This is a genomic window from Microbacterium sp. LTA6, from assembly GCF_045690355.1.
Taxonomy (GTDB): domain Bacteria; phylum Actinomycetota; class Actinomycetes; order Actinomycetales; family Microbacteriaceae; genus Microbacterium.
Genome location: NZ_CP147855.1, coordinates 1,338,178 through 1,362,124, shown reverse-complemented (window position 1 = coordinate 1,362,124; position 23,947 = coordinate 1,338,178). Strand labels below are relative to the sequence as shown.

The 23,947-nt window shown below is 67.9% G+C and carries 21 protein-coding genes and 1 pseudogene; 6 read left to right on the top strand and 16 right to left on the bottom strand.

Translation table 11 applies throughout. The features are described from left to right. Window positions 1-59 precede the first annotated feature (59 nt). From LTA6_RS06400 to LTA6_RS06380, 5 genes are read right to left on the bottom strand one after another with little or no spacing between them, the layout of a single operon-like run. Window positions 60-899, bottom strand: coding sequence for an ABC transporter ATP-binding protein (locus tag LTA6_RS06400; protein WP_407358966.1), 840 nt, complete (start codon window positions 897-899; stop codon window positions 60-62). Next, window positions 892-1,689 (bottom strand): ABC transporter ATP-binding protein, encoded by a 798-nt coding sequence (locus LTA6_RS06395; protein WP_407358965.1) that lies wholly within the window; start codon window positions 1,687-1,689, stop codon window positions 892-894. Before LTA6_RS06395 ends, LTA6_RS06400 begins: the two co-directional genes overlap by 8 nt. Beyond that, window positions 1,686-2,597, bottom strand: coding sequence for an ABC transporter permease (locus LTA6_RS06390; protein WP_341976712.1), 912 nt, complete (start codon window positions 2,595-2,597; stop codon window positions 1,686-1,688). Before LTA6_RS06390 ends, LTA6_RS06395 begins: the two co-directional genes overlap by 4 nt. After that, complete coding sequence (locus LTA6_RS06385) at window positions 2,594-3,655, bottom strand: ABC transporter permease (RefSeq protein WP_341976711.1); 1,062 nt, start codon at window positions 3,653-3,655, stop codon at window positions 2,594-2,596. Before LTA6_RS06385 ends, LTA6_RS06390 begins: the two co-directional genes overlap by 4 nt. 13 nt (window positions 3,656-3,668) lie before the next feature. After that, a complete protein-coding gene (locus LTA6_RS06380; protein ID WP_407358964.1) occupies window positions 3,669-5,258 on the bottom strand; it encodes an ABC transporter substrate-binding protein in 1,590 nt (529 codons plus the stop codon). 197 nt (window positions 5,259-5,455) lie between these two features. Between LTA6_RS06380 and LTA6_RS06375 the strand changes: the two genes are divergently transcribed. Then, a complete protein-coding gene (locus LTA6_RS06375; protein WP_407358963.1) occupies window positions 5,456-5,995 on the top strand; it encodes an Lrp/AsnC family transcriptional regulator in 540 nt (179 codons plus the stop codon). 15 nt (window positions 5,996-6,010) lie between these two features. Here LTA6_RS06375 and LTA6_RS06370 read toward each other — a convergent pair whose 3' ends face one another. Together LTA6_RS06370 and LTA6_RS06365 are read right to left on the bottom strand one after the other, a co-directional pair. Next, window positions 6,011-6,370 (bottom strand): hypothetical protein, encoded by a 360-nt coding sequence (locus LTA6_RS06370; RefSeq protein WP_407358962.1) that lies wholly within the window; start codon window positions 6,368-6,370, stop codon window positions 6,011-6,013. A 7-nt stretch (window positions 6,371-6,377) separates the two neighbouring features. Beyond that, window positions 6,378-6,886: pseudogene (locus LTA6_RS06365) on the bottom strand (GNAT family N-acetyltransferase). Between the two features lie 174 nt (window positions 6,887-7,060). Here LTA6_RS06365 and LTA6_RS06360 point away from each other — a divergent pair. Further along, window positions 7,061-8,053 (top strand): hypothetical protein, encoded by a 993-nt coding sequence (locus LTA6_RS06360; protein WP_407358961.1) that lies wholly within the window; start codon window positions 7,061-7,063, stop codon window positions 8,051-8,053. Then, entirely contained in the window at window positions 8,050-9,159 is a 1,110-nt protein-coding gene (locus LTA6_RS06355) for a hypothetical protein (RefSeq protein ID WP_407358960.1), read from the top strand. Before LTA6_RS06360 ends, LTA6_RS06355 begins: the two co-directional genes overlap by 4 nt. A gap of 227 nt (window positions 9,160-9,386) precedes the next feature. Here the strand turns inward: LTA6_RS06355 and LTA6_RS06350 are convergent, their stop codons facing one another. From LTA6_RS06350 to LTA6_RS06335, 4 genes are all read right to left on the bottom strand, one after another. Beyond that, window positions 9,387-9,788, bottom strand: a complete 402-nt coding sequence (locus tag LTA6_RS06350) for a DUF779 domain-containing protein (protein WP_407358959.1) — start codon at window positions 9,786-9,788, stop codon at window positions 9,387-9,389. Window positions 9,789-9,855: 67 nt separating this feature from the next. Beyond that, window positions 9,856-11,406, bottom strand: coding sequence for an aldehyde dehydrogenase family protein (locus LTA6_RS06345; RefSeq protein WP_341976703.1), 1,551 nt, complete (start codon window positions 11,404-11,406; stop codon window positions 9,856-9,858). A 115-nt stretch (window positions 11,407-11,521) separates the two neighbouring features. Next, window positions 11,522-12,847, bottom strand: a complete 1,326-nt coding sequence (locus tag LTA6_RS06340; protein ID WP_407358958.1) for a GAF domain-containing protein — start codon at window positions 12,845-12,847, stop codon at window positions 11,522-11,524. A gap of 80 nt (window positions 12,848-12,927) precedes the next feature. Then, window positions 12,928-14,355, bottom strand: coding sequence for a CCA tRNA nucleotidyltransferase (locus LTA6_RS06335; protein ID WP_407358957.1), 1,428 nt, complete (start codon window positions 14,353-14,355; stop codon window positions 12,928-12,930). 101 nt (window positions 14,356-14,456) lie between these two features. Here LTA6_RS06335 and LTA6_RS06330 point away from each other — a divergent pair, with 101 nt between their 5' ends. Beyond that, a complete protein-coding gene (locus tag LTA6_RS06330) occupies window positions 14,457-16,229 on the top strand; it encodes an alkaline phosphatase family protein (RefSeq protein WP_407358956.1) in 1,773 nt (590 codons plus the stop codon). Window positions 16,230-16,288: 59 nt separating this feature from the next. On the opposite strand, the gene LTA6_RS06325 is transcribed toward LTA6_RS06330, so the two are convergent. Genes LTA6_RS06325 through LTA6_RS06305 form a run of 5 tightly spaced genes read right to left on the bottom strand, consistent with a single transcriptional unit; the run spans window position 16,289 to window position 20,007 of the window. Then, entirely contained in the window at window positions 16,289-16,582 is a 294-nt protein-coding gene (locus LTA6_RS06325) for a hypothetical protein (RefSeq protein WP_363549914.1), read from the bottom strand. Between the two features lie 58 nt (window positions 16,583-16,640). Further along, a complete protein-coding gene (locus LTA6_RS06320; RefSeq protein ID WP_407358955.1) occupies window positions 16,641-17,126 on the bottom strand; it encodes a GNAT family N-acetyltransferase in 486 nt (161 codons plus the stop codon). After that, window positions 17,123-17,353 (bottom strand): hypothetical protein, encoded by a 231-nt coding sequence (locus tag LTA6_RS06315; RefSeq protein ID WP_407358954.1) that lies wholly within the window; start codon window positions 17,351-17,353, stop codon window positions 17,123-17,125. The genes LTA6_RS06320 and LTA6_RS06315 overlap by 4 nt, the downstream gene beginning before the upstream one ends. Before the next feature lie 31 nt (window positions 17,354-17,384). Beyond that, window positions 17,385-18,440: an LLM class flavin-dependent oxidoreductase gene (locus LTA6_RS06310; protein WP_407358953.1), complete on the bottom strand. Its 1,056-nt coding sequence runs from the start codon at window positions 18,438-18,440 to the stop codon at window positions 17,385-17,387. Between the two features lie 49 nt (window positions 18,441-18,489). Continuing rightward, on the bottom strand, window positions 18,490-20,007 hold the full coding sequence (locus LTA6_RS06305; RefSeq protein WP_407358952.1) for a methyltransferase: 1,518 nt from the start codon (window positions 20,005-20,007) through the stop codon (window positions 18,490-18,492). Window positions 20,008-20,104: 97 nt separating this feature from the next. On the opposite strand from LTA6_RS06305, the gene LTA6_RS06300 reads away from it, so the two are divergent. Together LTA6_RS06300 and murJ are read left to right on the top strand one after the other, a co-directional pair. Next, on the top strand, window positions 20,105-22,255 hold the full coding sequence (locus LTA6_RS06300; RefSeq protein ID WP_407358951.1) for a DUF6049 family protein: 2,151 nt from the start codon (window positions 20,105-20,107) through the stop codon (window positions 22,253-22,255). Continuing rightward, window positions 22,252-23,850 (top strand): murein biosynthesis integral membrane protein MurJ, encoded by a 1,599-nt coding sequence (gene murJ, locus LTA6_RS06295; protein ID WP_407358950.1) that lies wholly within the window; start codon window positions 22,252-22,254, stop codon window positions 23,848-23,850. Before LTA6_RS06300 ends, murJ begins: the two co-directional genes overlap by 4 nt. The last annotated feature ends 97 nt before the right edge of the window (window positions 23,851-23,947 follow it).

Here is a 23,947-nt window from a genome sequence, read left to right as displayed (position 1 = left end):
CTCCCCGCTTTCCGGCGGGCGACGCCCGGGTGAACAGCGAGTGACCGGTGCCGGCCCGCTCAGCGCACGATCGGCGCGACCTCGATCCAGTTCAGCCGGTCCTCGGCCGTCGGCGCATCGGGAATTCGCCCTGCCCCATCCGGCTCCGGGATGGCGGCCAGCAGCGATCGGGTGTACGGATGCTGCGGCTCGGCCCACAACTCGGCAGTGGGGCCGGATTCCAGCACCTGGCCGCCGTACATGACGAGCGTGCGGTCGGCGATGCGCTGCACCACCGCGAGGTCGTGCGAGATGAACAGCATCCCCGCCCCCGCTTCCGCGACGAGGTCGCGCATCAGGGCAGCGACGCTCGTCTGGGTGGACGCGTCCAGCGCCGAGATCGGCTCGTCGGCGACCAGCAGAGCAGGTCGTGCGGCGAGCGCCCTGGCGATGGCGATGCGCTGCTTCTGACCGCCGGAGAACTGGTGCGGGAAGCGCGTCGCGACCTGGGTGGGCAGACCGACGCGCTCCAGCCACTCCTCGACCCGTGACCCTGCTTCGCCGCGGTGTCTCGCGGTGGCGATGCCGTCGGCGATCTGGTCGCCGACCCGGCGACGCGGGTTGAGCGAGGTCGATGGATCCTGGAACACCATCTGGATGCCGGTGAGAGCGGTCGGGCGGCGGCGGATGCCGAGCGGCGCGACCTCGGCATCGCGGAATCGCACGCTCCCGGCCGCGATCTTCTCGATGCCCACCACGGCGCGGGCGAGGCTCGATTTGCCGCTGCCGGATTCGCCGACCAGCGCCACGGTCTCCCCCGCGGCCACCTGCAGGGACACCCCGTCGACGGCGATCACCGGAGGATTGCCGGGGTATCGCACCACGACGTCCCTCGCATCGAGGACAGCGATCTCACTCATTCCCGTCCTCCTCGATCCGTGACCCGGGCAGTGCCGCGAGAAGCTTCCTGGTGTATTCGTGCTGCGGTGAGCGGAACAGCGTCGCCCTGTCGGCACGCTCGACGACCTGGCCGTCCTTCATCACCATCACCTCGTCGGCGATGGCGCTCATGACGCCCAGATCGTGCGTGACGAGCAGCACCGCGAGTTCGCGCTCGGACGCGAGGTCGCGCAGCAGGCGCAGGATCCCCGCCTGCACGGTGACATCGAGCGCCGTCGTCGGCTCGTCGGCGAGGAGCACCTCGGGGTCGCAGGCGAGGGCGCACGCGATCGCGATGCGCTGGCGCTGACCTCCCGAGAACTGGTGCGGATAGCGTTTGAGGGCCTCGGCGGGATTCGGCACCTGCACGGTCTCGAGCAGTTCCACCGCGCGGTTCCGCGCCGCGTCGCCGCGGAGTCCGAGGTGCACCCGCATGTGGTCGGTGAGCTGGCGGCCGACCGGGAGCTGCGGATGCAGAGATGCCGATGGGTCCTGGAAGACCATCGCGACCCGTCGGCCGCGGATGCGATTCAGCGCGCGACGGGGCATGCCGAGCAGTTCTTCACCACCGAGCGTGATGGAACCGCCGGCGCGCGCCTGCCGCGGCAGCAGGCCGAGCACGGCCAGTGCGGTCAGTGTCTTGCCGGAACCGGATTCACCCGCCAGGCCGTGGATGCGACCCGGCTCGAGTTCCAGGGAGACACCGCGGACGAGAGGACGACCGATGTCGATGGTCAGGTCGCGGATGCTGAGGACGCTCGCGGCGCTCATGCGGCCACCCCCTTCGCATCTGCGACGCGCTCCGCCTGCTTCTCGTGCGTCACCTCAGCCGTCGGGTCGAGGACATCGCGCATCGCGTCCCCGAGGAAGTTGAACGCGAGGACGACCGTGAGGATCGCGAGTCCGGGGAACACGCCCAGCCACCAGGCATCGAAGTTCTGGATCGCGGCCGAGATCATCGACCCCCACTCGGCGGTCGGCGGCTGCGCACCGAGGCCGAGGAAGGACAGCCCGGACAGCAGCAGGATCGCCGCGCCGATGTCGAGGGTGGCGAGCACCAGCACGGGACCGGCGATGTTCGGGAGGATGTCGACGAAGAGCGTCCGCAGCGGCGAGTGGCCGAGCAGGCGCCCGGCGATCACGTAGTTCTGCCCGCGGAGCCCCAGCACGATGCTCCTGGTGACACGGGAGTACTGCGGCCATGACACCACGACCGCAGCGATCACCGCGTTGAACAGCGAGGGGCCGAGGGATGCGGCGACGACCATCGCGAGGATGACGGTGGGGAACGCCATGAAGAGGTCGGTGATGCGCATGAGGGTCTCGTCGACCCAGCCGCCGAAGTATCCGGCAACGGCGCCGATGACGGTGCCGATCACCATCGCGGCGATCACGAGCATGAGTGCGAGCGGAAGGCTCACGGTCGCGCCGGTCATCAGCCGCGAGAAGATGTCACGGCCGTTGCCGTCGGTGCCGAGAAGCGTGTCGATGCCCGGCGGCTGCAGGCGCGGCAGCACCTGTGCGTTCGGGCCGAACGGCACCCACCACTGCGCGGTGAAGGCGACGATGATCCAGGCGGCCGCGATCAGCGTGCCGATCACGCCGAGCGGAGTGCGCCAGGCGCGCGGCCAGCGGAAGCGGAACCGCCAGGGTCCGGACGCTGCGTCGATGCGGCTCATGCGATCCTCACTCTCGGGTCGAGGACGCCGTAGAGCAGATCGACGACGAAGTTGATGAGGAGGTAGATGAGTCCGACGACGAGGCCGACACCCATGATGCCGGGGAGGTCGAGGTTCGCCGCCGAGTTGTAGGCGTAGGTACCCAGGCCCGGCCAGGCGAACACCGACTCGACGAGCACGGTGCCGGATAGCAGCGATCCGAACGCGACGCCGACGACGGTGAGGATCGGAAGGGATGCACCACGGAGCACGTAGCCGAGGATCACGCGCATGGCGGGCAAGCCCTTCGCCCTGGCCGCCCTGACGTAGTCGCTGCCGAGCACTTCGAGCACCGAGGTGCGGATGAAGCGCGTGAGCAGGCCGATGGTGACAAGCGACAGCACCATCACCGGCAGACCGAGGTGTGCCAGTGCGTCGAAGTACCCGACGCCGTCGCCGTTCAGGAGGTAGTCGATCGTGTACATGCCCGTCACCTTCGGCGGCGGAGTGATCGATGGCGAGATGCGTCCGGATCCCGGTGCGATGTGCAGCTGCAGGAAGAAGATGTAGAAGCTGACCAGAGCCAACCAGAAGGTCGGCACGCTCAGCCCGATCAGGGTCACCACGCGGATCACCTGGTCGGTGACGAGGCCCCGGCGGTACGCGGCGAGGGTACCGAGCACGGTGCTCACCGCGAGGCTGAGGATGATCGCGGCGATCGCGATCTCGATCGTGGCCGGCACGGCGGTGGCGAGGTCGCTGGCGACCGGGCGACCGGTCACCAGCGACGTTCCGAGGTCTCCGCGGAGCAGGTTCCCCATATAGATGAAGTACTGCACGATCAGCGGCTGGTCGAGGCCGTGCTCCTTGATGAACGCCTCGCGCGTCGCCGGGTTCTGCGATGCTCCCTCGCCCAGCGCCGCGGAGACGGGGTCTCCGGGCACCAGGTTGGTCAGCGCGAACGTGACGATGGTGACGCCAACGAGCAGGAGCAGCGAGGTGCCGATGCGGCGCAGCAGGTAGCCGGCGAGCGGCGACCTGCGCCGCGTCGCCTGCTGCCTCACTGCAACTGTCGTCATGAGAGCAGCCCGCTCAGCCGGCGGGGTTGATCTCGGCGATGTCCATCTCCCACACCGAGTTGTACACGGCGCCGGTGACGGCGTCCGCCGTGGCGATGTTGCGACCGGGGACGATCAGCGGCACGAAGGGGCCTTCGGCCTGCATCGCCTCGGCAAATGCCGTGAACGCGGAGGTGCGCTGCGCAGCATCCGTGGCGCTGGCGGCATCCGCAGCGATGCCCGCGATCTCCGGGTTCGCCTCTGCGGCCCAGCCTGAGCGCAGGCCGACCTTCAGGCCCGGTCCGAAGGGGAGGAAGTTCGCCGAGTCGGCGTAGTCCGGACCCCAGAACCACAGGCCGAAGCCTTCGGTGCCGTTGACGTAGGCATCGAGCTCGGTGGCGAACGGCTGCGGGGCGAGCTCGACCTTGATGCCGGCATCGCCCAGCTGCGCCTGAACGCGCTCGGCGAGCGGAGTGAACTCCACGCCGCCGACCGGGTAGTCGTTCGGGAACTGCAGCTTCAGGGTCTGGCCCGTGTAGCCCGCCTCGGCGAGCGCGGCCTCTGCCTTGTCGAGATCCTGCTCGACACCGCTGTCCAGGGCGCCCTCGAATCCGGGCGGGATGACGCCGGTGGCCTGCACGGCGCCGGCACCGGCCAGTTCGAGCAGCGCGTCGTAGTCGAGCGCGTAGCGGATCGCCTCGGCGATCTTCACGTTCGCGAGCTCTCCTGCGACGGCATCCGACTGGTTGAGGAGCAGGAAGATCGTCTGGCCGGACGGCACCGATTCGACCTCGAGGCCGTCGCCGAGTCCCGCGACCTGGTCGCCGTTGAGGTCCATCGCGACCATCGAGTCGCCGCCCTTGAGGTTGGCGAGCTGCGTCGCGCTCTCGGAGACGTTGCGCACGACGACGCGGTCGTACCCGGCCTCTTCGTCGCCGTTGTACTCATCGTTCTTCGTCAGGACGACCTGCGAGGAGAGATCGAGCGTGTCGAGTGTGAACGGGCCGGATCCGGCGGACTCGCCGTCGAGGAACTTCTGCGCGCTGTCGGTGCCGTCGATCGCACCGCCGTTCTCGATCACGACGTCGGAGTTGACGATGCCGAGCGCGGGGTTCGCGAGGATCGCGGGCAGCTGCAGGAGCGGAGTCTCGGACGTGATCGAGATCGTCTTCTCGTCGACCTCGGTGACCGTGAGACCGCCGAGGAGGAAGTTGGGCTTCGCGTCGACCATGCCCTGGACGCGCTGCAGCGTGAAGACCACGTCCTTCGCCTCGATCGCCGAGCCGTCGGAGAAGACGCGGTCCCCCTCCAGCGTGAAGGTGAACTCGGTCGCGGTGTCGTTCTGCTCCCACGAGGCGAGACCGGCGACCGGGGTCGAGACGTCCGAGCCCTCGAAGTCGACGAGGGTCTCATAGAGCGCCTTCGCGATCATGTTGCCCGTCGGGTCGTAGGTGTGACCGGGGTCACCCGTCTCGATGGAGAACGCCGTGTCGATGACGAGCGAGCCGCCACCGTCGGAGTCTCCGCCGCCGTTGTTCGCGGAGTTTCCGCCGGAGCAGCCGGCGAGGGCCAGGAGCGCGACGGCTCCCAGGGCGATGAACGATGTGCTTCGGGGCGACACCATGGCGACCTCCAAGGGCGAGGAGTACATTCGGGTAAGTCGGCACCGTTGTGGACGACCGGGATCAGATTCCCACGATATGCGACGATCCGTCTATCAAGAATGCGTAACGCTGTGAAGTTCTGATGCCGAACCCCTTATCGAGGAGCAGTATGTCCAGTAGAGACACGGAAGTCCCGAAGCAATCTGGACGAAGTGCCATGCCACTGGATGATGTGTCGTACAGAATTCTGGACGTGCTGCGCGAGAACGGCCGCGTCTCGATCGCGGCTCTCGCCGAGCGGGTCGGCATCTCGCGGGCGAGTGCGTACACGCGGGTCGAATCCCTTGTGCACGATGGCGTGATCACCGGGTTCAGCGCCCGAGTGGATCCGGCGAAGGCAGGACTGTCGATCGCCGCCCTCGTGTTCGTGACCGTGATGCCGCAGTCCTGGGCGTCGTTCCGCGAGCGCGTGACGGAGATGCCCGATGTGGAGTGGTGTGCCATCACCACAGGCGAGCACGACGCGATGCTCCTGATCCGCGCCGTCGATGTCGGCGGCGTGCATGAATTCTCCACTGGTGTGATCGCGCAACTTCCGGAGGTGCGCACGGTGGTCAGCGTCGTCGTTCTCGACGAGGTGATCCGCCGTGCCTATCTGCTGCCGTCGGATCTTCCCGAGCGCAACACCGAGATCCCGTTGGGAATGACCCGCTGGACGCCGGCATCGCCCGGCCGGGACACGTTGCCGCCGCGCTGATGCCCGCCGCAGCGGTCAGTGCGTTGCAACCTCTTCGCACACGCTGAGCTGCGGTGCGCCGTGCATCTCGTAGTGCTCCACGAGGCGGATGAGTCCGTCCGCGGTGAGTTCGAGCTCGCTCTCGCCGTCGCCGGTGACCACCGTGCCGTCGGACACCAGCACGTGCACGAACGACACCCAGATCGAGTCGGCCGTGCGCGTGCCGACGAATCGGCCGAACGTCACGGTGTCGCCGGAATACTCGCCCCAGATCGCACCGTCCCGCTCCCAGTAGACGAACTCGCTCGGCGCGTCAGGGTCGACAGCCGACGTCGTGGAAGACACCATCCGGAATCGGCGGCCGTCGAGGGAGGGGATGGTTGCAGTCGGGTTCACCCCTCGATTATGAGGGATGCGCTCCGACACCGGCCGCGCGACGAGCGCGCCACTCCCTGTCGAGCAGGCCGTAGATCAGCAGCGTCGTCCACTCCTCCTTGAACCAGGAGCTCTCCACCAGGCGCGCCTCCTGACGAAACCCCAGCCGATCCACGACCCGTGCGGATGAGGTGTTCCGTTCGTCGATGCGTGCCGCGATCCGGTGCAGCCCGAGCCCCTCGAACCCGAGCTCGAGAAGGGCGGCCACGGCTTCCGTCGCATAGCCCTTGCCGGATTGTGCGGGGTCGAGGATGTAGCCGACCTCGCCCTCACGATCTCGCTCCGCCAGAACAGCACCACGTCCCCGACCAGCCGGCCGGTCTCCCGTTCCTCGATACCCAGGCAGACGGCGTCATCCTGCTTCTCGAAGCGGGTGGTCGACCACCGATTCTGAATCCTGTCCTCGATATCGGGCAGCGAGAGCTGCCCGTACGGGACGTAGCGCACCGCATCGGCATCCGACTTGTAGACGAGCATCGGCGCGGCGTCATCCAGCGTGAGCGGGCGCAACAGCAGCCGCTCGGTGCGGATCGGATACTCCGGTGCGTACATTCTTCCTCCTGGCGGTGCGGACCCGAACGGCTTCCACCGTAGCCGGGGGCGCGGCGGGTGGGCGCGGCCGGTCCGCAGCGCCCGGGTAGCGTGGTCCCCATGGAGTGGACAGCGGATCCGTCGGCCGGGAGCTGGCTGCGCGAGCGACTCGACGACGGCGTTTCGACGGGCACGGACGCCTGGACCATGCACGTCGTGGTGCCGCGCGGCTACCCGGCGTACGCGCGCGTGTTCCACCCCGCGCGCCGCGACCGCCCGGTCGGAGACGAGTGGCCGGGACTCCCCTACGACGCGCACCGCCACGCGTGGGATGCCTTCCAGGCACGCGACCCGGAGATCATCGGTGAACAGGTGAGCTGGGCAGACACCGCCGCCGCGATGGGCACGAAGATGCATCGCGAAGCGCAATGGCAGCACCTCGTCGCGCCGGGGCGCATCGTCGAGAACGAGGACGGCCCGCGCGACAGCGCCGGGTGGCGTTACCAGGATCCGCCAATCGGCGGGCTGGAGATCGAGTCGCTCGCCGCCGTCGCCGAGCACCTCGTCGCGCACACGTCGACCCCGGATGCCGGATGGGCGGCGGTCTGGGAGGGATGGGGCGGCCTCCTCGGATTCCGTGGTCACGGCCCGTCACGAGCGTTCTACACGTTCAGCGACGATCCGAACCATCAGGCGATGCTCGGCCGCAGCGGTCGCGACCCCTTCAACAGCGTGTTCCGGAGGAAGACGTGGCAGGAGGGAATCCTCTCCCGAGAGATCTCCGAAGGCCCGAGACTCGAACTCCCCGACCGTCGTCATGTCCTGTTCTCTGCAGCACCGCGGACCTTCGCGCACCCCGAGTGGATCCTCGACGCGCCGTGGCGCGACCGCCTGGCCGAGGAGCACGGCTTCCCGCCCGCGGCGCAGAGTCCCAGCATCCTCTGGCCCGACGACCACGCCTGGGTGCTGGTCAGCGAGGTCGACTTCGATTCGACGATCGTCGCCGGATCGGAAGCACTGATCGCGGCGATCTGCGCCGACGAACGGCTCGAAGCTCTGCAGATCCCCGAGGGCGCCGACCTCACCGACGATGCCGACGAGGTGAACCGATGACATCCACCCGACCGGAGTTCACCTTCGATGACCGCCCGCTCACGGATGCGGTCGATCCTCGAGGAGTGAGCGCTTTCGCCGCGGAATTGCGGGCGCGGGGCACGTCTGGACCCTCCGTGTCGACGATCATCGCCATCGTCTCGCTCGTCATCGCCGCGCTGGTGTTCATTCCGGTCACCGCGACGGTCGTCGTCGCGATCGCCTCGTCGAGCAGGTCGCCCTGGACCGCCGCCATCCCGCTGGTCATCCTCGCCGTGATCCTCGTCGGCGGCGGTGCGCTGGCGTGGGTCGGTGTTCGCGGAGCACGCGAGCGCCGCTACCGCCTGCATCGCTTCGCACAGGCGAACGGGATGAGCTACGAGGCCAAGGTTTCCGATCCACCGCTGCCCGGCATGATCTTCAGCATCGGTGGCGGACGTGTCGCGAAAGACCTGGTGCGCGGAACCTCACCGCGGTTCGTCGAGTTCGGGAACTACCAGTACACGGTGAAATCCGGGAAGAACTCGACCACCTACAGCTGGGGCTACGTCGCCGTGAAGCTCGACGTGCCGCTGCCGAACATCGTCCTCGACGCCGAAGGCAACAACTCGATGTTCGGGTCGAACCTGCCGGCGGCGTTCCAGAAGGAGCAGCGCCTCTCTCTCGAGGGCGATTTCGACAAGTACTTCGCGCTGTACTGCCCGGCCGGCTACGAGCGCGACGCCCTGTACCTGTTCACGCCCGACATCATGGCGCGATTCATCGACAACGCCGCGCAGCTCGATGTCGAGATCGTCGACGACTGGTTGTTCCTCTACACGAAGCGCCAGGTCTCGACCCTCGATGCGGCGACCTGGGCGTGGTTGTTCGGCACCGTCGGCGCACTGATCACCAAGTTCGACCAGTGGGCGCGCTGGCGCGACGAACGACTGCTCGAAGAGAACCCCGCCGCGGCATCCGTGGCGGGAACCCACCAGGCACTGCCCTTCGCGGCGCCTGCCGGAATGCTCACTCCCCCGCCGGGCGTCGCGCAGCAGGGGCGGCGTCTCAAGCGCCGCTTCACCTGGCTGCCGATCGTGGTCATGATCGGGTTCGGCGTGCTCTGGTTCTGGATGCAGCTGCGCTGAGCGGTACCGGATGAGAAGCGGGTGTCGGGGTGGGCGCCTGTTGGGGAACCAGCGTCCACCCCATCCCCCCTCGGGATCGGAAGAAGATCGACTCCCCCTCCGTACGACGGCAATGCCGCCCACGCCTGCGGTCAGCTGGGGACTGACGCTGCACGGCGTATGCGGGAAAGGGTATACCCGCATACGTTGCGGGCGGTTGCGTCCATGCGTCTGAATGCGGCGTGACCTCAGGTCGAGGACGACGCGAGGCCGAAGTGCTCCAGCTCTGCGTCGTTCAGCATGCGGGAACGGATGAGGAACCGCATGCCCGTCGGACCCTCAACGCTGAAGCCGGCGCCGCGTCCTGTTACGACATCAATGGTGAGATGGGTGTACTTCCAGTACTCGAACTGCGGCTCCGACATGAACACTTCGATCTCGGCATCCAGGCCCACGTCCAGTGAACCGAGAAGAACGTCACTCGGCCCGGTGATGAACATCCCCACGGGATAGCACATCGGTGACGAACCATCGCAGCATCCGCCGGACTGATGGAACATGAGCGGCCCGTGCTGCGCCGAGAGCTCACGGACGAGGGATGCCGCGGCATCCGTGACCGCAACCCGTCGGCACGTGTCGGTACTGACCATGATCGTGCTCCTTCCTGCGTGGTGCCGGGCGGGTGTCCCCCGACACCCGCCCGGATCTGTTGGCAGCTCAGAAGAAGCCCATCGGCCCTTCGGCGTACGAGACGAGCAGATTCTTCGTCTGCTGATAGTGATCGAGCATCATCTTGTGATTCTCGCGGCCGATGCCCGACTGCTTGTACCCGCCGAACGCGGCATGCGCCGGGTACTGGTGGTAGGTGTTCGTCCACACTCGCCCGGCCTCGATCGCCCGCCCCGCGCGATAGGCGATGTCACCGCTGCGGCTCCAGACGCCGGCACCGAGGCCGTAGAGAGTGTCGTTCGCGATGCCGATCGCGTCGTCGAAGCCATCGAACGAGGTCACCGACAGCACCGGACCGAAGATCTCCTCCTGGAAGATGCGCATGTCGTTCGTACCCTCGAAGACGGTGGGGGCGACGTAATAGCCGTCGCTGAGATCACCACCGAGGTCGACGCGTTCTCCGCCGGTCAGCAGCCGCGCCCCGCCCTGCGTGCCGATGTCGATGTAGCTGAGGATCTTCTCGAGCTGGTCGTTCGACGCCTGCGCACCGATCATCGTGGCAGGGTCGAGTGGGTTGCCCTGGATGACCTTGCCGACGCGCTCGAGTCCGTCGGCGAGGAAGCCGTCGTAGATCGACCGCTGGATCAATGCTCGGGACGGGCACGTGCACACCTCACCCTGGTTGAGGGCGAACATCGTGAAACCCTCCAGGGCCTTGTCGTAGTACGGGTCGGATGTCGAACGGGCGACGTCCTCGAAGAAGACGTTCGGACTCTTCCCCCCGAGCTCGAGGGTGACCGGGATGAGGTTCTGCGAGGCGTACTGCATGATGAGGCGCCCGGTCGTCGTCTCTCCCGTGAACGCCACCTTGCGAATGCGCTTGTGCTGGGCGAGCGGCGCCCCCGCCTCGATACCGAAGCCGTTGACGATGTTGACGACGCCGGCCGGAAGCAGGTCGCCGATGATCTCGAACAGGAAGAGCAGGGATGCCGGTGTCTGCTCGGCGGGCTTGATGACGACGCAGTTGCCAGCGGCGAGCGCCGGCGCGAGTTTCCAGACGGCCATCAGGATCGGGAAGTTCCAGGGGATGATCTGTCCGACCACGCCGAGCGGTTCGTGGAAGTGGTACGCGACGGTGTTCTCATCCAACTGACTGATCCCGCCCTCCTGGGCCCGAAGCACCCCCGCGAAGTAGCGGAAATGATCGACGGCGAGAGGGATGTCGGCCGCGAGGGTCTCGCGGATCGGCTTTCCGTTCTCCCAGGTCTCGGCGATCGCGATGCGCTCCAGGTTCTCCTCGATGCGATCCGCGATTCTGTTGAGGACGACAGCGCGCTCCGCCGGGCTGGTCTTGCCCCAGCCCGCGAACGCCTTCCAGGCGACATCGACCGCGCGGTCGATGTCCTCACTGGTGCCGCGGCCGACCTCGGTGAACGGCTTGCCGTTGACCGGGCTGATGTTCTCGAAATACTGGCCCTTGACCGGGGCGACGAACTCGCCGCCGATGTAGTGGCCGTAGCGGGGGCGGTAGTCGGCAAGCGCTCCGGGCCGACCCGGGGCCGCATAGGCGGTGGACACGTTCTCTTCGACGATGGTCATCGTGACTCCTTCGACGGGCCGCAGCGTCGATGCTGCGTGGCTGTCCCTCGACGGTAGGTCGGCGGAGGTTGCACCCCGGTGCGCAACGTTGCGCCGGGTTGCAGGTCCTGTCGGCTCAGGCGCTCTCGAGGCGTTCGATCCTCGCGACGAGGCTGGCCCGCTTCGGCGAACGCGCCGGAAGCATCTCCAGCGCGAGCCGGAGCGCCTCGGCATCCACCTGTCCCTCCGGGATCTCCGCGTATGCCAGGAGCACGTCGAGGCTCGCCTCGGACCGCATCGCCTCCCGCAGCGCCGATCTCACGGTTTCCCGGAACTCCTCCACGCCGGGGGAGGTCGATTCGGGCAGGACCGGACCCCGATAGGCCGTCAGAGCGACTCGGTGCGCGCCGCGATCGAGGAGCGAGAGCACGTCATGCGCATCGGTCTCCAATACGGCGGTGAGCCGATACGGACGAGACTCCGGCACGAGTTCAGGTGCGCTGCGCTCGAGCACCTTGCGCAGGCGCACCATCTCGGGGCGCAACGTATCCGGCGAGACGTCGCCGCCGTAGACGAGTTCGCACAGACGCTCAGCCGACAGACCTTGACGGTGCACGGCGAGCATCAGCAGAATCGCCGCGTGCCGGGCGCTGAGTTCGGTGACGATCTCCTCGTGCGCCGACATCGCCTCCAGTCGAGCGCGATCCCGCCCGAGGACTCGCAGCGTCGCGCGAGCCGCGCTCGGCGCCTGGTGCTTCGTCGTGCGCGCCCGCGGCGCCTCGCTCCGCGCACGCAGACGGGCGACCATGATCTCCGACTCGACCGCACGCGCCGTGGCATCCACCAGCATGCGCGCCTGCAGCGTGACCGCCTCCGCCCCGCCCGTGACATCGATCACACCCAGCACCCGCATCGTCTCGGGGTCGCGCACCGGCGCGGCCGTGCAGGACCACGGATGCACGAGCCTGTTGTAGTGCTCCGCGCCATGGATCTGCACGGTCTGTCCGAGGGCGAGCGCGGTGCCGGGGGCTGCCGTTCCGACGGCATCCTCCGACCAGTTCGCGCCGGCCACGAAGCCCATGTCACCCGTGAGCGATCGCAGCTGCCGATCGCCCTCCACCCAGAGCAGTCGTCCCGCCTGATCGCCGACGGCGACGATCACACCGGAATCCTCGGCGGTGCCGGGAAGCAGCAGGGCGCGGATCATGTCCATCACCGAGGCGAGCGGGTGCGACAGCCGGTACGCCTCCAGTTCCTCGGGGACGAATTCCAGCAGCGGGGCGCCCTCGGGGCCGACACGGCCACGCCAGGAGCGCTCCCAGGATGCTCGGATGAGCGGCCGGACATGCTGCAGCCGCTGATCGTCGAGGTTACCGGCGAGCAGTTCTTCGTGCGCACGCTCGATGAGGAGGCGTGACGCCGCGGGTTCGCCGTCGCGCGAGGAAGACCATGATGCCGCCAACGGGCCTCCGATCCTCTCCGACCTGCCCCGCACCCCAGCATAGGAGCGTTCCCATCCGCGCGGAACAGGCTCTCGAACGGTCAGTCTCGGGCGGCCCACCACTCGCGCAGGCGCTGCTCGGCGGCATCCGCCCCCAGCACACCCTCGTCGAGGCGCAGATCCAGCAGGAAGCGGTAGGCCTCGCCGACCTCACGGCCCGGTTTGATCCCGAGCACCTCTTGGATGCGGTTGCCGTCGACCTCGGGGCGGATCGAGTCGAGCTCCTCCTGCTCGCGGAGGGCCGCGATGCGCGACTCGATATCGTCATAGGCGCTGGCGAGACGCGAAGCCTTGCGCTTGTTCCGGGTGGTCACGTCGGCGCGGGTGAGGATGTGCAGCCGCTCCAGCAGATCGCCGGCGTCGCGCACATACCGCCGCACCGCGGCATCCGTCCATGCACCCTCGGCGTAGCCGAAGAAACGCAGGTGCAGTTCGATCAGTGTCGCGACGGCATCCGTCGTGTCGCCGTCGAAACGCAGGGACTGCATCCGCTTGCGCGCCATCCGCGCCCCGACGATGTCGTGGTGGTGGAAGGTGACGACGCCGCCGTCTTCGAGCTTGCGCGTGCGCGGCTTGCCGATGTCGTGCAACAGCGCGGCGATGCGCAGCGCGACATCGGGCTCGGCGCCCGGGTTGCGGGTGTGTTCGAGCTCGATGGCCTGGGCGAGAACGGTCAGCGAGTGCTCGTAGACGTCCTTGTGGTGGTGGTGCTCATCGACCTCGAGGCGCAGCGCGCTGACCTCGGGGAGGAACTCTTCGATGAGACCGGTGTCGACGAGCACGCGGATGCCGCGCACCGGATCGTCGGTCTGCATGAGGCGCACCAGCTCGGACTGGATGCGCTCGGGACTGACGATCTTGAGGGTCGCGCGAAGTCGCTCGATCGCCTCAAGGGTGCTCTCTTCGATATCGAAGCCGAGCTGGGCGCTGAACCGGGCGGCGCGGAGCATCCGCAGCGGGTCATCGCCGAAGCTCACGGCCGGGTCGGCCGGCGTGCGCAGGATGCGGGCGACGAGGTCTTCGACGCCGCCGGTCGGGTCGACCAGCTTGACCGCGGGAACCTGCAGCGCCATCGCGTTGACGGTGAAGTCCCGGCGGGCGAGGTCGCCGTCGATCGTGTCGCCGAACTCGACGGTCGGCTTGCGGGTGACGCCGTCGTAGCTGTCGGCCCGATAGGTGGTGATCTCGACCTGCTCGCCCTGCACGCGGGCGCCGATCGTGCCGAAGGCGCGGCCGATGTCCCAGTGCGCCGTGGCGATGGGCTTCACGATGCGGAGGATGTCGTCCGGCAACGCGTCGGTGGTGAAGTCGAGGTCGTTCGTCGGGCGTCCCAGCAGTGCATCGCGCACCGGACCACCAACGACGGCGAGGTCGAAGCCGGCGTCGGCGAAGGCGCGCGCGAGCGTCGCGACGACGGGATGCGCGGCGAGCGCGCCGAGGCGGGCCAGGCCGTCGGCCATGTTGAGCATGGGTTCCAGCGTACCGGGGCCGGTGCGGGGTGCCCCTGCCCCGCCGGCCTGCGCCGAGTCCTTCCTCCCGAGTTCCGACGGCGATATATAGGATCGGCGTCATGACCGACAACGACGAGCCGTCCCCCGAAGAGCTCGCGGCGGCCCAGCGCGCCACCTCTCGGCGCGACTTCTTCAAGATCGGCGGCGCGGCCGTCGCGGGCGCGGTGGCGGGCGGCGTCGGCGGGGCAGTGATCGGGAATGCGATCGGTGAGCGTCAGGGCTTCCTCGAGGGATCGACCGACTTCGGCGCTCTCGCTCCGCGGCACGCGCCCGGGTTCGATCACCTCGTCGTCGTGATGGGCGAGAACCGCTCGTTCGACAACCTGCTCGGCTATCTGTATTCGAAGGAGGATCTGCCGGAGGGGCAGACCTTCGACGGCCTCAACTTCGGCGACTACGGCAACTTCTCGGTCGACGGCACGACGTGGGTTCCCGCGCACATCTACCAGGGCGACACCGACAAGATCATGGGCTATCCCAACCCTGATCCCGGTGAGGAGTTCCCGCACGTCAACACCCAGATCTTCAACACGGTCGTGCCGGAATCGAACTCGGCCCTGTTCGTGGAGCAGATGCAGCCGCCGTTCAACACACCGCAGAACGGTGAGCAGCCGACGATGAGCGGCTTCCTCACCGACTACATCATCAATTACATGCGCCTGAAGAAGGGCACCGCTCCCACCGCCGACGAAGCCAGTCAGATCATGGGTTCGTTCTCGCCGCAGATGCTGCCGACTCTCTCGACGCTGGCGAAGGAGTTCGCCGTCTTCGACAGCTGGTTCTGCGCCGTTCCGTCGCAGACGTTCTGCAACCGGTCGTTCTTCCACGCCTCCACCTCGCATGGCTTCGTCACGAACAAGCACGGCGGCGGCTACGACAAGTGGCTCGACGCCCCCGCGGCACCGACGATCTTCAACCGCCTCGAAGACGCCGGCCTGAGCTGGAAGATCTACTTCGACGAACTGCAGATGGTGTCCTTCACCGGGGTGCTGCACGCGCCGGTGCTGGAGAAGTTCTGGAAGACCGAGCACTTCGGCACGATGGACGACTTCTACGCGGATGCCGAGCACGGTGAGCTACCGGCATACGCGTTCATCGAGCCGCGCATGGTCTACAACCACAACGACTTCCACCCGCCATTCGGGGCATTGCATGAGAGCGACGTCTTCGGTTCCGACGTGATCAACAGCGCCCACTCCGACGTGCGCGCCGGTGACGAGCTCATCCACGACATCTACACGGCGATCCGGCAGAGCAAGTCCGCCAAGGGCTCCAACGCGGTCAACACGATGCTGTTGATCACGTTCGACGAGCACGGCGGATGCTACGACCACGTGCCGCCGCCGGAGGCGACTTCGCCGAGCCCGGCAGATGATCCCGGCGAGATGGGGTTCGAGTTCGACCGGCTCGGCTGCCGTGTTCCCGCCATCGCCGTGTCCGCGTACACCCGGCGCGGCACCGTCATCAATGACGAGATGCACCACGGCTCGGTCATCGCGACGCTGAGCAGGCTGCACGGCCTCAAGCCGCTCACCCGACGCGATGCCACGGCGAACACCATGTTCAACGTCATCAACCTCGACAAGCCGCGGCATCCGGCGGACTGGCCCGAGACGACGCCGTCGTTCACTCCGGAGAACCCCGAGGCGACCCCGCCGCATCCGGCGCACGCGCACAAGGACAAGCCGCTCACGCCACCGGCGCACGGGCTGCTCGGTCTGCTGCTCGCGCGCTACGGCCTGCCGGACGACGAGGAGCCGCAGACCTACGAAGATGCCTACAACCTGCTGCACAAGCACGGACGAGGCCTCTTCGGCGTCGAGCAGGGCTGACGCCGGCTGTCGTCGGCGCGCGGCGGCGGCGTCGGCGCGCGGCGGCGGCGTCGGCGTGGTCAGAACAGCGGGTTCTCGCCCCTGGCCTGCGCGAGGGCCGCGGCGCGGTTCTTCAGGTGCCGCATGAGGAGCGTGCTGAGCGCCACGCCTCCGATCAGCGCGACACCGGCGAGGATCCAGACTCCCACCTCGGAGTCGACGAGTCCGAGCACGTAGACGGCCACCACCACGATCAGCAGCACGGTTCCCTCGACGAGGGCGAAGTTGCGGAACAGCTTCGTCTGACGCTGCGCGTAGTCCTTCTCAACATCTCTCACGCGTCCACCGACCGACGAGTCCCCTGCGTAGCTCATGCGTCCCACCGTAGCGAAGGCGGTTCCTCGGTCGGGACGGATGTGCGTCCAGCGGTGCTCAGGCGAGCTCGAAGAACAGAAGCCTGTCACGCGCGTCCCAGGGAGCGGCGGGAGAGAATCCCAACTTTCGATACAAGAGGATCGCCGGCTCGCGCCAATCCCACACCGAAAGTCTCACCGGTCGAGAAGCATCCCGAAGTGCTTCACGGATCAGTGCGCTTCCCACGCCGTGACCTCGCGCTGGCGGTGTCGTCCAGAAGCGCTTGACCTCTGACGCGCCCGCTGTCCTCGTGACGACGATGATCCCGCAATCCGCACTGTCGACCGATGCGACGAGCACGCGCATCCCGGCCAGCGATTTCTCGGGGTCGGAGATCTCGCGCGCGTAGCGATCCGGGAGTACAGCTGCTCGTGGGGCGAGGCCGTGATCCCCCTTCTCCGCCTCCGTCTGCCGAAGATAGTCCCCGAGCAGAGCAGACACGGATGCTTCGTCCTCTGGGAAGGAGGCCTCACGGATATCGACCTTGCTCAGGCGGCCTGTCATGCGCGGTCTTTCGTTGCAGCGCGACGCGCGCGGAGGAGCTTGATGCCTCCGACGGTCAGAAGCACTGCACCGAGCAGAACGACCCCGGCACTGAACCAGGCGACGACAACCCATCCGGACCCGGGTACCAGGACCACAAGGCCCGCGCCTCCACCGATGAGGCAGAGCGCACCACCGAGAAGCGGTCCGCCCGCTCCTGGCGTGGGCGTGTGCTCCCAATCCGTCATGGCGTCAGTATCCCACTGGCGATTCGTCGACCTAGATCGGGTACCCCTCGACGGGTCCTTCCGTGTTCGGCTTCCAGCCCAGTGCCGGCGCGACGTGCTTCGCGAACGACTCCAGCACGTGCAGGTTGTAGTCGACGCCGAGCTGGTTCGGGATGGTCAGCATGAGGGTGTCCGCGGCCATCACCGCCTCATCGGCGAGAAGCTGCGAGATGAGCACGTCCGGCTCCGCGGCATACGTCTTGCCGAACGTCGAGCGGAAGCCGTCGATGATGCCGACCTGATCGCTGCTCTCCTCGGAACGAAGGCCGAAGTAGGCGCGGTCCATGTCGGAGATGAGCGGGAAGACACTTCGGCTGACCGAGACCCGGGGAGTGCCGGTGTGACCCGCCGCCTTATAGGCGGCGCGGTACAGGTCGATCTGCTCGCGCTGCAGTTCGTGGAACGGCACGCCCGTCGCTTCGGTGAGGAGTGTCGAGCTCATCATGTTTAGGCCGCGGCGCCCGGTGTCCTCGGCGGTCGCCCGCGAACCGGATCCCCACCAGATGTGGTCGCGCAGGGTCGGCGATTGCGGCTCGATCGCCAGGTAATGCCCGGCGCCGACCATCCTCGGGTCGCCGGGAGCGATGCGCTCACCCTCGATGGCGGCGAGGAACAGGTCGAACTTCTCGCGGGCGAGCACGCTGCCGCGCTCGGCATCCTCTTCATCGACATACCCGAACGTCTCGTACCCACGCAGCGCCGTCTCGGGTGACCCGCGGCTCACGCCGAGCGCGATGCGCCCGTCGGCGATGAAGTCGAGAGCGGCCGCCTCCTCGGCGAACTGCAGAGGGTTCTCGTACCGCATGTCGATGACGCCGGTGCCGACCTCGATGCGCTTCGTCCGCGCAGCCATCGCGCTGAGCAGTGGCATCGGGGAGGCCGCCTGACGAGCCCAGTGGTGCACGCGCACGTAGGCGCCGTTCACGCCGATCTCGTCGGCACCCTCGGCGATCTCGATGGTCTGCTTCAGCATGTCGCCGGCGGTGCGGGTCGCCGAACCGGGCACGTCGGCGTAGTGCCCGAACGAGAGGAATCCGAAAGCCTTCATGATCTATGCGAACGAATGGATGCTGTCGACTATTCCCGTGTGCAGACGCTCACGATGCGGCAGGAGCCAGGAATCCGTCGAACACGAGCGAACGGATGCGGGGCTCGAGATCGGCCCACAGGTCGGCGAACGGCACCTCGAACAGATCGGCGAGCGCCGCGGCGATCTGCATGACGGTCAGTTCGCCGTCGCAGGCGCCGACGAACGCGGCGAGCGCCGGATCGACCGACAGCGTGCGGGCGAAGCCGCCGCCCTGACGCAGTTCGATCACGCTCGGATCATCGTCTCCGGGGAGCAGGTGCCGCGCCTCCGTGACGTCAGCAGCCGTGACGAGAGTCACCGGCAGCCCGGAGCTGAGCAGATCGTGCGCGGCAAGGCCGTCACGCAGCGCCACCCCGACACCCGACACCGGCTGCGACACGGTCTCGATCCGCCGCAGCGGCGAACCATCGACAGGACGACGCCGCAGCAGCACGTACCCGAATCCGATCGAGGTCACGCCACGCTCCGCGAAATCGTCGAGCCACGCGGTGAGCAACGGCGTGAATGCGGCGTCCCTCGGCGTCGTGCCTCCGTCGCGGATCCACAGCTCCGCGTAGCCCAGTGGAGTGAGTTCCTCCCGCTGGATCACCCACAGGTCGAGATCATCCCGAACCCACGAGGACAGCCGATCCAGCCCGGACGCACCGTTGCGCGACTCCCAGTTGCCGAGCAGTTGAGCGACCCCGCCGGGCGTCAGGTACGCCGGAACGTCACGGATGAACTGCTCGACGAGTGCATCGCCGATGAGTCCGCCGTCGCGGTACTCGTACTCCGGCACACCGTCGCCGCGCGGGGTGATCACGAACGGCGGGTTCGACACCACCAGGTCGAACGCCTCGCCTGCGACCGGTTCGAACATGCTGCCCTGGCGGAACGTGATGTTCGAGACGCCGTTGATCCGGGCATTGATCTCCGCGTAGGCCAGGGCGCGTGCCGAGATGTCGGTCGCGATGACCGTGCCCGCGTATCGGGCGACCAGAAGGGCCTGGATGCCGCATCCGGTGCCCAGATCGAGGGCACGATCGACCTCGATCGGCATGATGATCTCGGCAAGGGTGCGCGAGGCACCGCCGACGCCGAGCACGTGATCGGCAGGAAGAGCCGTTCCGAGCGCGACCTCGTCGAGATCGCTCGCGATCCACCACTCCCCGACGCCGTCGGCGTCGACGAACGACTGCGGCCGCAGCAGCGCGGTCGGCACTACTGTCTCCGCGCTGACCTCAGCCAGCCCGAGAGCGGTCAGACCTGCCACGCCGAGCCGTGGAACAGCGGCCTCGACGAGGTGCGACGGCTGCGGCATCCCGAGCACGAACAGACGCCCGAGCGTCGCGAGCACTCCCTCGTCGCCCGCGATCGCGCGCAGGATCGGCTCGCGCATCCCTCGCCCGAGAGCATCGTCGGCGTCCTCTCCCCACAACCGTCGGAGCGGTTCGGAGCGGAAGTCCGCGGCATCGAGGTCGGCGGCGAGAGCCGCGCAGTGCAGGGGCTCCGGAACGGGTGCAGAGGTGTCGGACACGGCCGTCACTCTACGCGTGTTCAGGGTTCTCCTTCAGTCGCCCACCTAGAATCACAAGGTCAGTACTCACGAGCAGCCAGCGTCGCCGGCGTTCGAGGAAGACCCTATGACCGTGAACACTCCCGAAACCGGCCTTCGCGCGCAGCTGCTGCGGCTCGCGCGCAGCGCGGTCGCATTCGCGATCGTTCTGGGCGTCTGCGGTGGGGGGGCCTCTGCGAGCTACGCCGCGACCGATGAGCAGGTCGAAGACGGATCGGTGGAACTGTTCATCTCCATCGGCGTGCACGGATCGGTGGCGCCGGGAACCGCGACCACGGCTGCGCTCACCGTGCAGAACAGCACCGATGCCGAGGTCTCCGCGGGGCGCGTGGTGCTCGAACTGGGTCGCACACCTCTTGCCGACAGCGCGGCCCTGACGGCCTGGCTGGATGAAGGAACGACCGACGCCGTGTTCGCGCCGCTGGGCGCCGATGACACGGCATCCGTCGATCCCCGTGGGTCGACGACGGCGAACGTGGTCGTTCCGCAGGAGTCGCTCGCCGACCTCGCCCCCGGCATCTATCCCCTGCGCGCCGGACTCGACGGGGCCACCACCGACGACCTCGATTCCGACACGGCCATCCTGACCGAGGTCTCGTCGACGAGCGTCCTCGTGATCACCGCCGCAACGGCCCCGCAGGTGGGCGTGATCGTGCCGATCACCGCGACTCCCACCGGTGGGGCGCTGCTCACCCTCGACGAACTGACCACTCTGACCGCCCCGGACGGCGCGCTCACCGCTCAGCTCGACGGCGTCGTCGGCACCGCCGCCGCGCTCGCGATCGACCCCGCCATCCTCGCCGCCATCCGTGCCCTGGGTACAGCAGCGCCGACGAGTGTCGTCGAATGGCTCACTCGTCTCGAGGAGCTCCCCAACGAACGCTTCGCCCTGCAGTTCGGCGACGCGGATGCCGCCACGCAGGCGCACGCCGCACTCCCCGCGCTGCTCGAACCGACCAGCCTGCGCACCTTCCTCGACCCGAAGATGTTCCCGAGCATCCCGAGCACGGCGACACCGACACCCACACCGGAACCGACCGCTGAGCCGAGCCTGCCCGACGATGCCGAACTGACGACGGTTCCCGGGGCGATGCCCGGCATCCTGTGGCCGCGCGGCGACGTCACCGGCGACGACCTCGCCACGTTCGCCGGATACCTGGGCGGGCCAGGAACGACGATCCTGCCATCCACCTCCATCGGCGAGAAGACCAGCGGGCACGCCGCCGTGGGCGAGAACGACCTCCTCATCACGGACGCCGCCGTCTCGGCCGCCCTCTCCTCTGCCGCGACAGAGCCCGACGCCGACGCGCGGGCGCGCTCCCTCGCGGCGGCGAATGCGCATCTCGTCCTGGCGGCGCAGAGCGCGCCGGGCGTTCCGCTTCTCGTCGCGCTGGAGCGGAACGAGACGCGCACCGCCGAAGCGCTGCGCGCCGCCATCTCGGCCGTCGACACCCCGGCCTTCGAGCTCTCCGCGTTGCGGGCCGCACCGCGGGCATCCGTCACTCTGACGGCAGAGCCCGATGGGTCCCGAGCCACGGCCCTGCAGAACCTGCTCGCTGACGAAGCGACTCTGAACGAGTTCTCGTCGATCCTCACCGACCCGCAGGTGCTCCTCAGTCCTGAACGCATCCGGATCCTCCGCGTGATCGGGGTCGGCTCGACGGCCGAGGAGTTCGCGGAGGCGATCACCACCCATCGCGCGGCCACGCAGACCACTCTCGACGCCGTCGGCATCGAGCCGTCGAGCCTGATCCAGCTGTACGGCGCGAATGCCGAGTTCGGCTTCTGGGTGCGCAACGACCTGCCGTGGCCGGTGAACGTGCGCCTTTTCGCGGAGCCCTCCGACCTGCGCCTCGACGTGCAACGCGAGACCGAGGTCACCGCGGACGCCGCCAGCAACACCCGCGTCAAGGTTCCGGTGGCCGCGCGCCTCGGCAGCGGCGACCTCGAGGTGGAACTGAGCCTGAAGAGCCCGACTGGGGTCGACATCGGCACGACGCGGTATGCGGACGTCTCGGTGCGCGCCGAATGGGAGAGCATCGGCCTGATCATCTTCGGCGGGCTGGCCGCACTGCTGATCGTCGTGGGAGTCGTCCGCACGGTGCGTCGCCGGCGGCGGCATGAGGCGGCTGAGGCGTCGGATGCATCGGATGCCGAGACAGACGTTGAGGAAGCGGATGCGGAGGCCGAGGCGGCCCCGCTCGAGGAGGAACGTTGAGCAGTCTCGGCCGAGCGAGCGCGATTCTCGGAGCGGGAACGCTCGTCTCACGGCTGACGGGATTGCTGCGCACGATCGTGCTGGTGGCGGCGATCGGTGAGATCGGGCGTGCGCCGGACGCCTTCGGCATCGCGAACCAGCTTCCGAACAATGTCTTCACGCTCATTCAGACCGGCATCCTGACCGCGGTGATCATTCCTCAGATCATCAAGTCCGCGGCCCACAAAGACGGCGGTCAGGCCTTCATCTCGAAGGTCTTCACGCTCGGAACCATCGTCTTCCTCGCCGCGACAACCCTGGCAGTCATCGCGGCGCCGTGGCTCGTCCATCTCTACGGGCCCGAGTTCACCCCCGCACAGCTCGCCCTCGGCACGGCGTTCGCGTACTGGTGCCTGCCGCAGATCCTGTTCTACGGTCTCTACGCCCTCATCGGCGAGACCCTCAACGCGAAACGCATCTTCGGTCCGTACACCTGGGCGCCGATTGCGAACAACGTCATCTCCATCGCCGGTTTCCTCGTGTTCATCGCCCTGTTCGGTGGCGACCGCAGGCACGTCGACATGTGGGATCCGACCATGATCGCCGTCCTCGGCGGCACTGCGACCCTCGGCATCGCCGTCCAGGCCCTGATCCTTCTCGCGGCCTGGCGGCGCACCGGCCTGCACCTGCGCCCGGACTTCCATTGGCGCGGTGTGGGCCTGCGCGACATCGGCCGGCTCGCCGGCTGGACCTTCATCATGGTGATCGCCGGTCAGCTGGCCGGGCTCGTGCAGTCGATGGTCGTCTCGGCGGCGTCCGGGCAGTTCCCCGCCGGTTTCATGATGGGCAACGCCTGGCTGCTGTTCATGCTGCCCTACTCGATCTTCGCCGTATCGATCGGTACTCCCTACTTCACGCAGATCTCCGAGCACGCGGCGGAAGGCCGCGACGAAGAGGTCCGCGGAGACGTCGCGCGCTGCATCCGAGCCGTCTCGCTCTTCATCGTGGTCTCGATCGCCGCTCTGGTGGCGGCCTCAGTCCCGGCGACCCGCATCTTCACCAACAGTGCGGAGGGCGCCGCTCTCGGGGCCCCGGTGCTCGTCGGCTACCTCGTCGGTCTCCTGCCGCTCTCCGTACTCTTCATCGTGCAGCGCACGTTCTACGCATACGGCGACACCCGCACCCCGTTCTGGATCACGATCGTGCAGTGCGCGATCATCGTCGGCACGGCACTCGTGATCCCGCTGTTCGTTCCGCTTTCGCACCTGGCAGCGGCGATTGCTCTTAGCCAGTCGGCCGCCGGCACCGTGCAGATGATCATCGCGGTCTGGGTGCTGCGACGTCGCCTCGGCGGCCTCGAGCTGGGACAGACGCTGCTCTCGATCGGCCGTTTCGTCATCGCGGCCGTCCCGGCCGGTTTCGCCGGCTGGGGAACGTTCCTGCTTCTCGGCGGCGTCGACGGCTGGTCCGCAGCCGACAAACTGCTCGGAGCCCTCGGCACCAGTGTGATCGGTGGGGTCACCGTCATCGTCTACGCCGTCGTCCTGATCGTGCTGCGCGCCCCGGAACTCAAGGTCGCCACCGTGATCCTGCAGCGTTTCCTGCCGAAGCGCTGATCGACCAGGAGCTCGACGAACCCGCGTCATCCGCAGACTGTTCACCTTGCAGCGTCCGTCGGCGCTGTCTCAGGGAATGACCCGCGGTTACCATGGG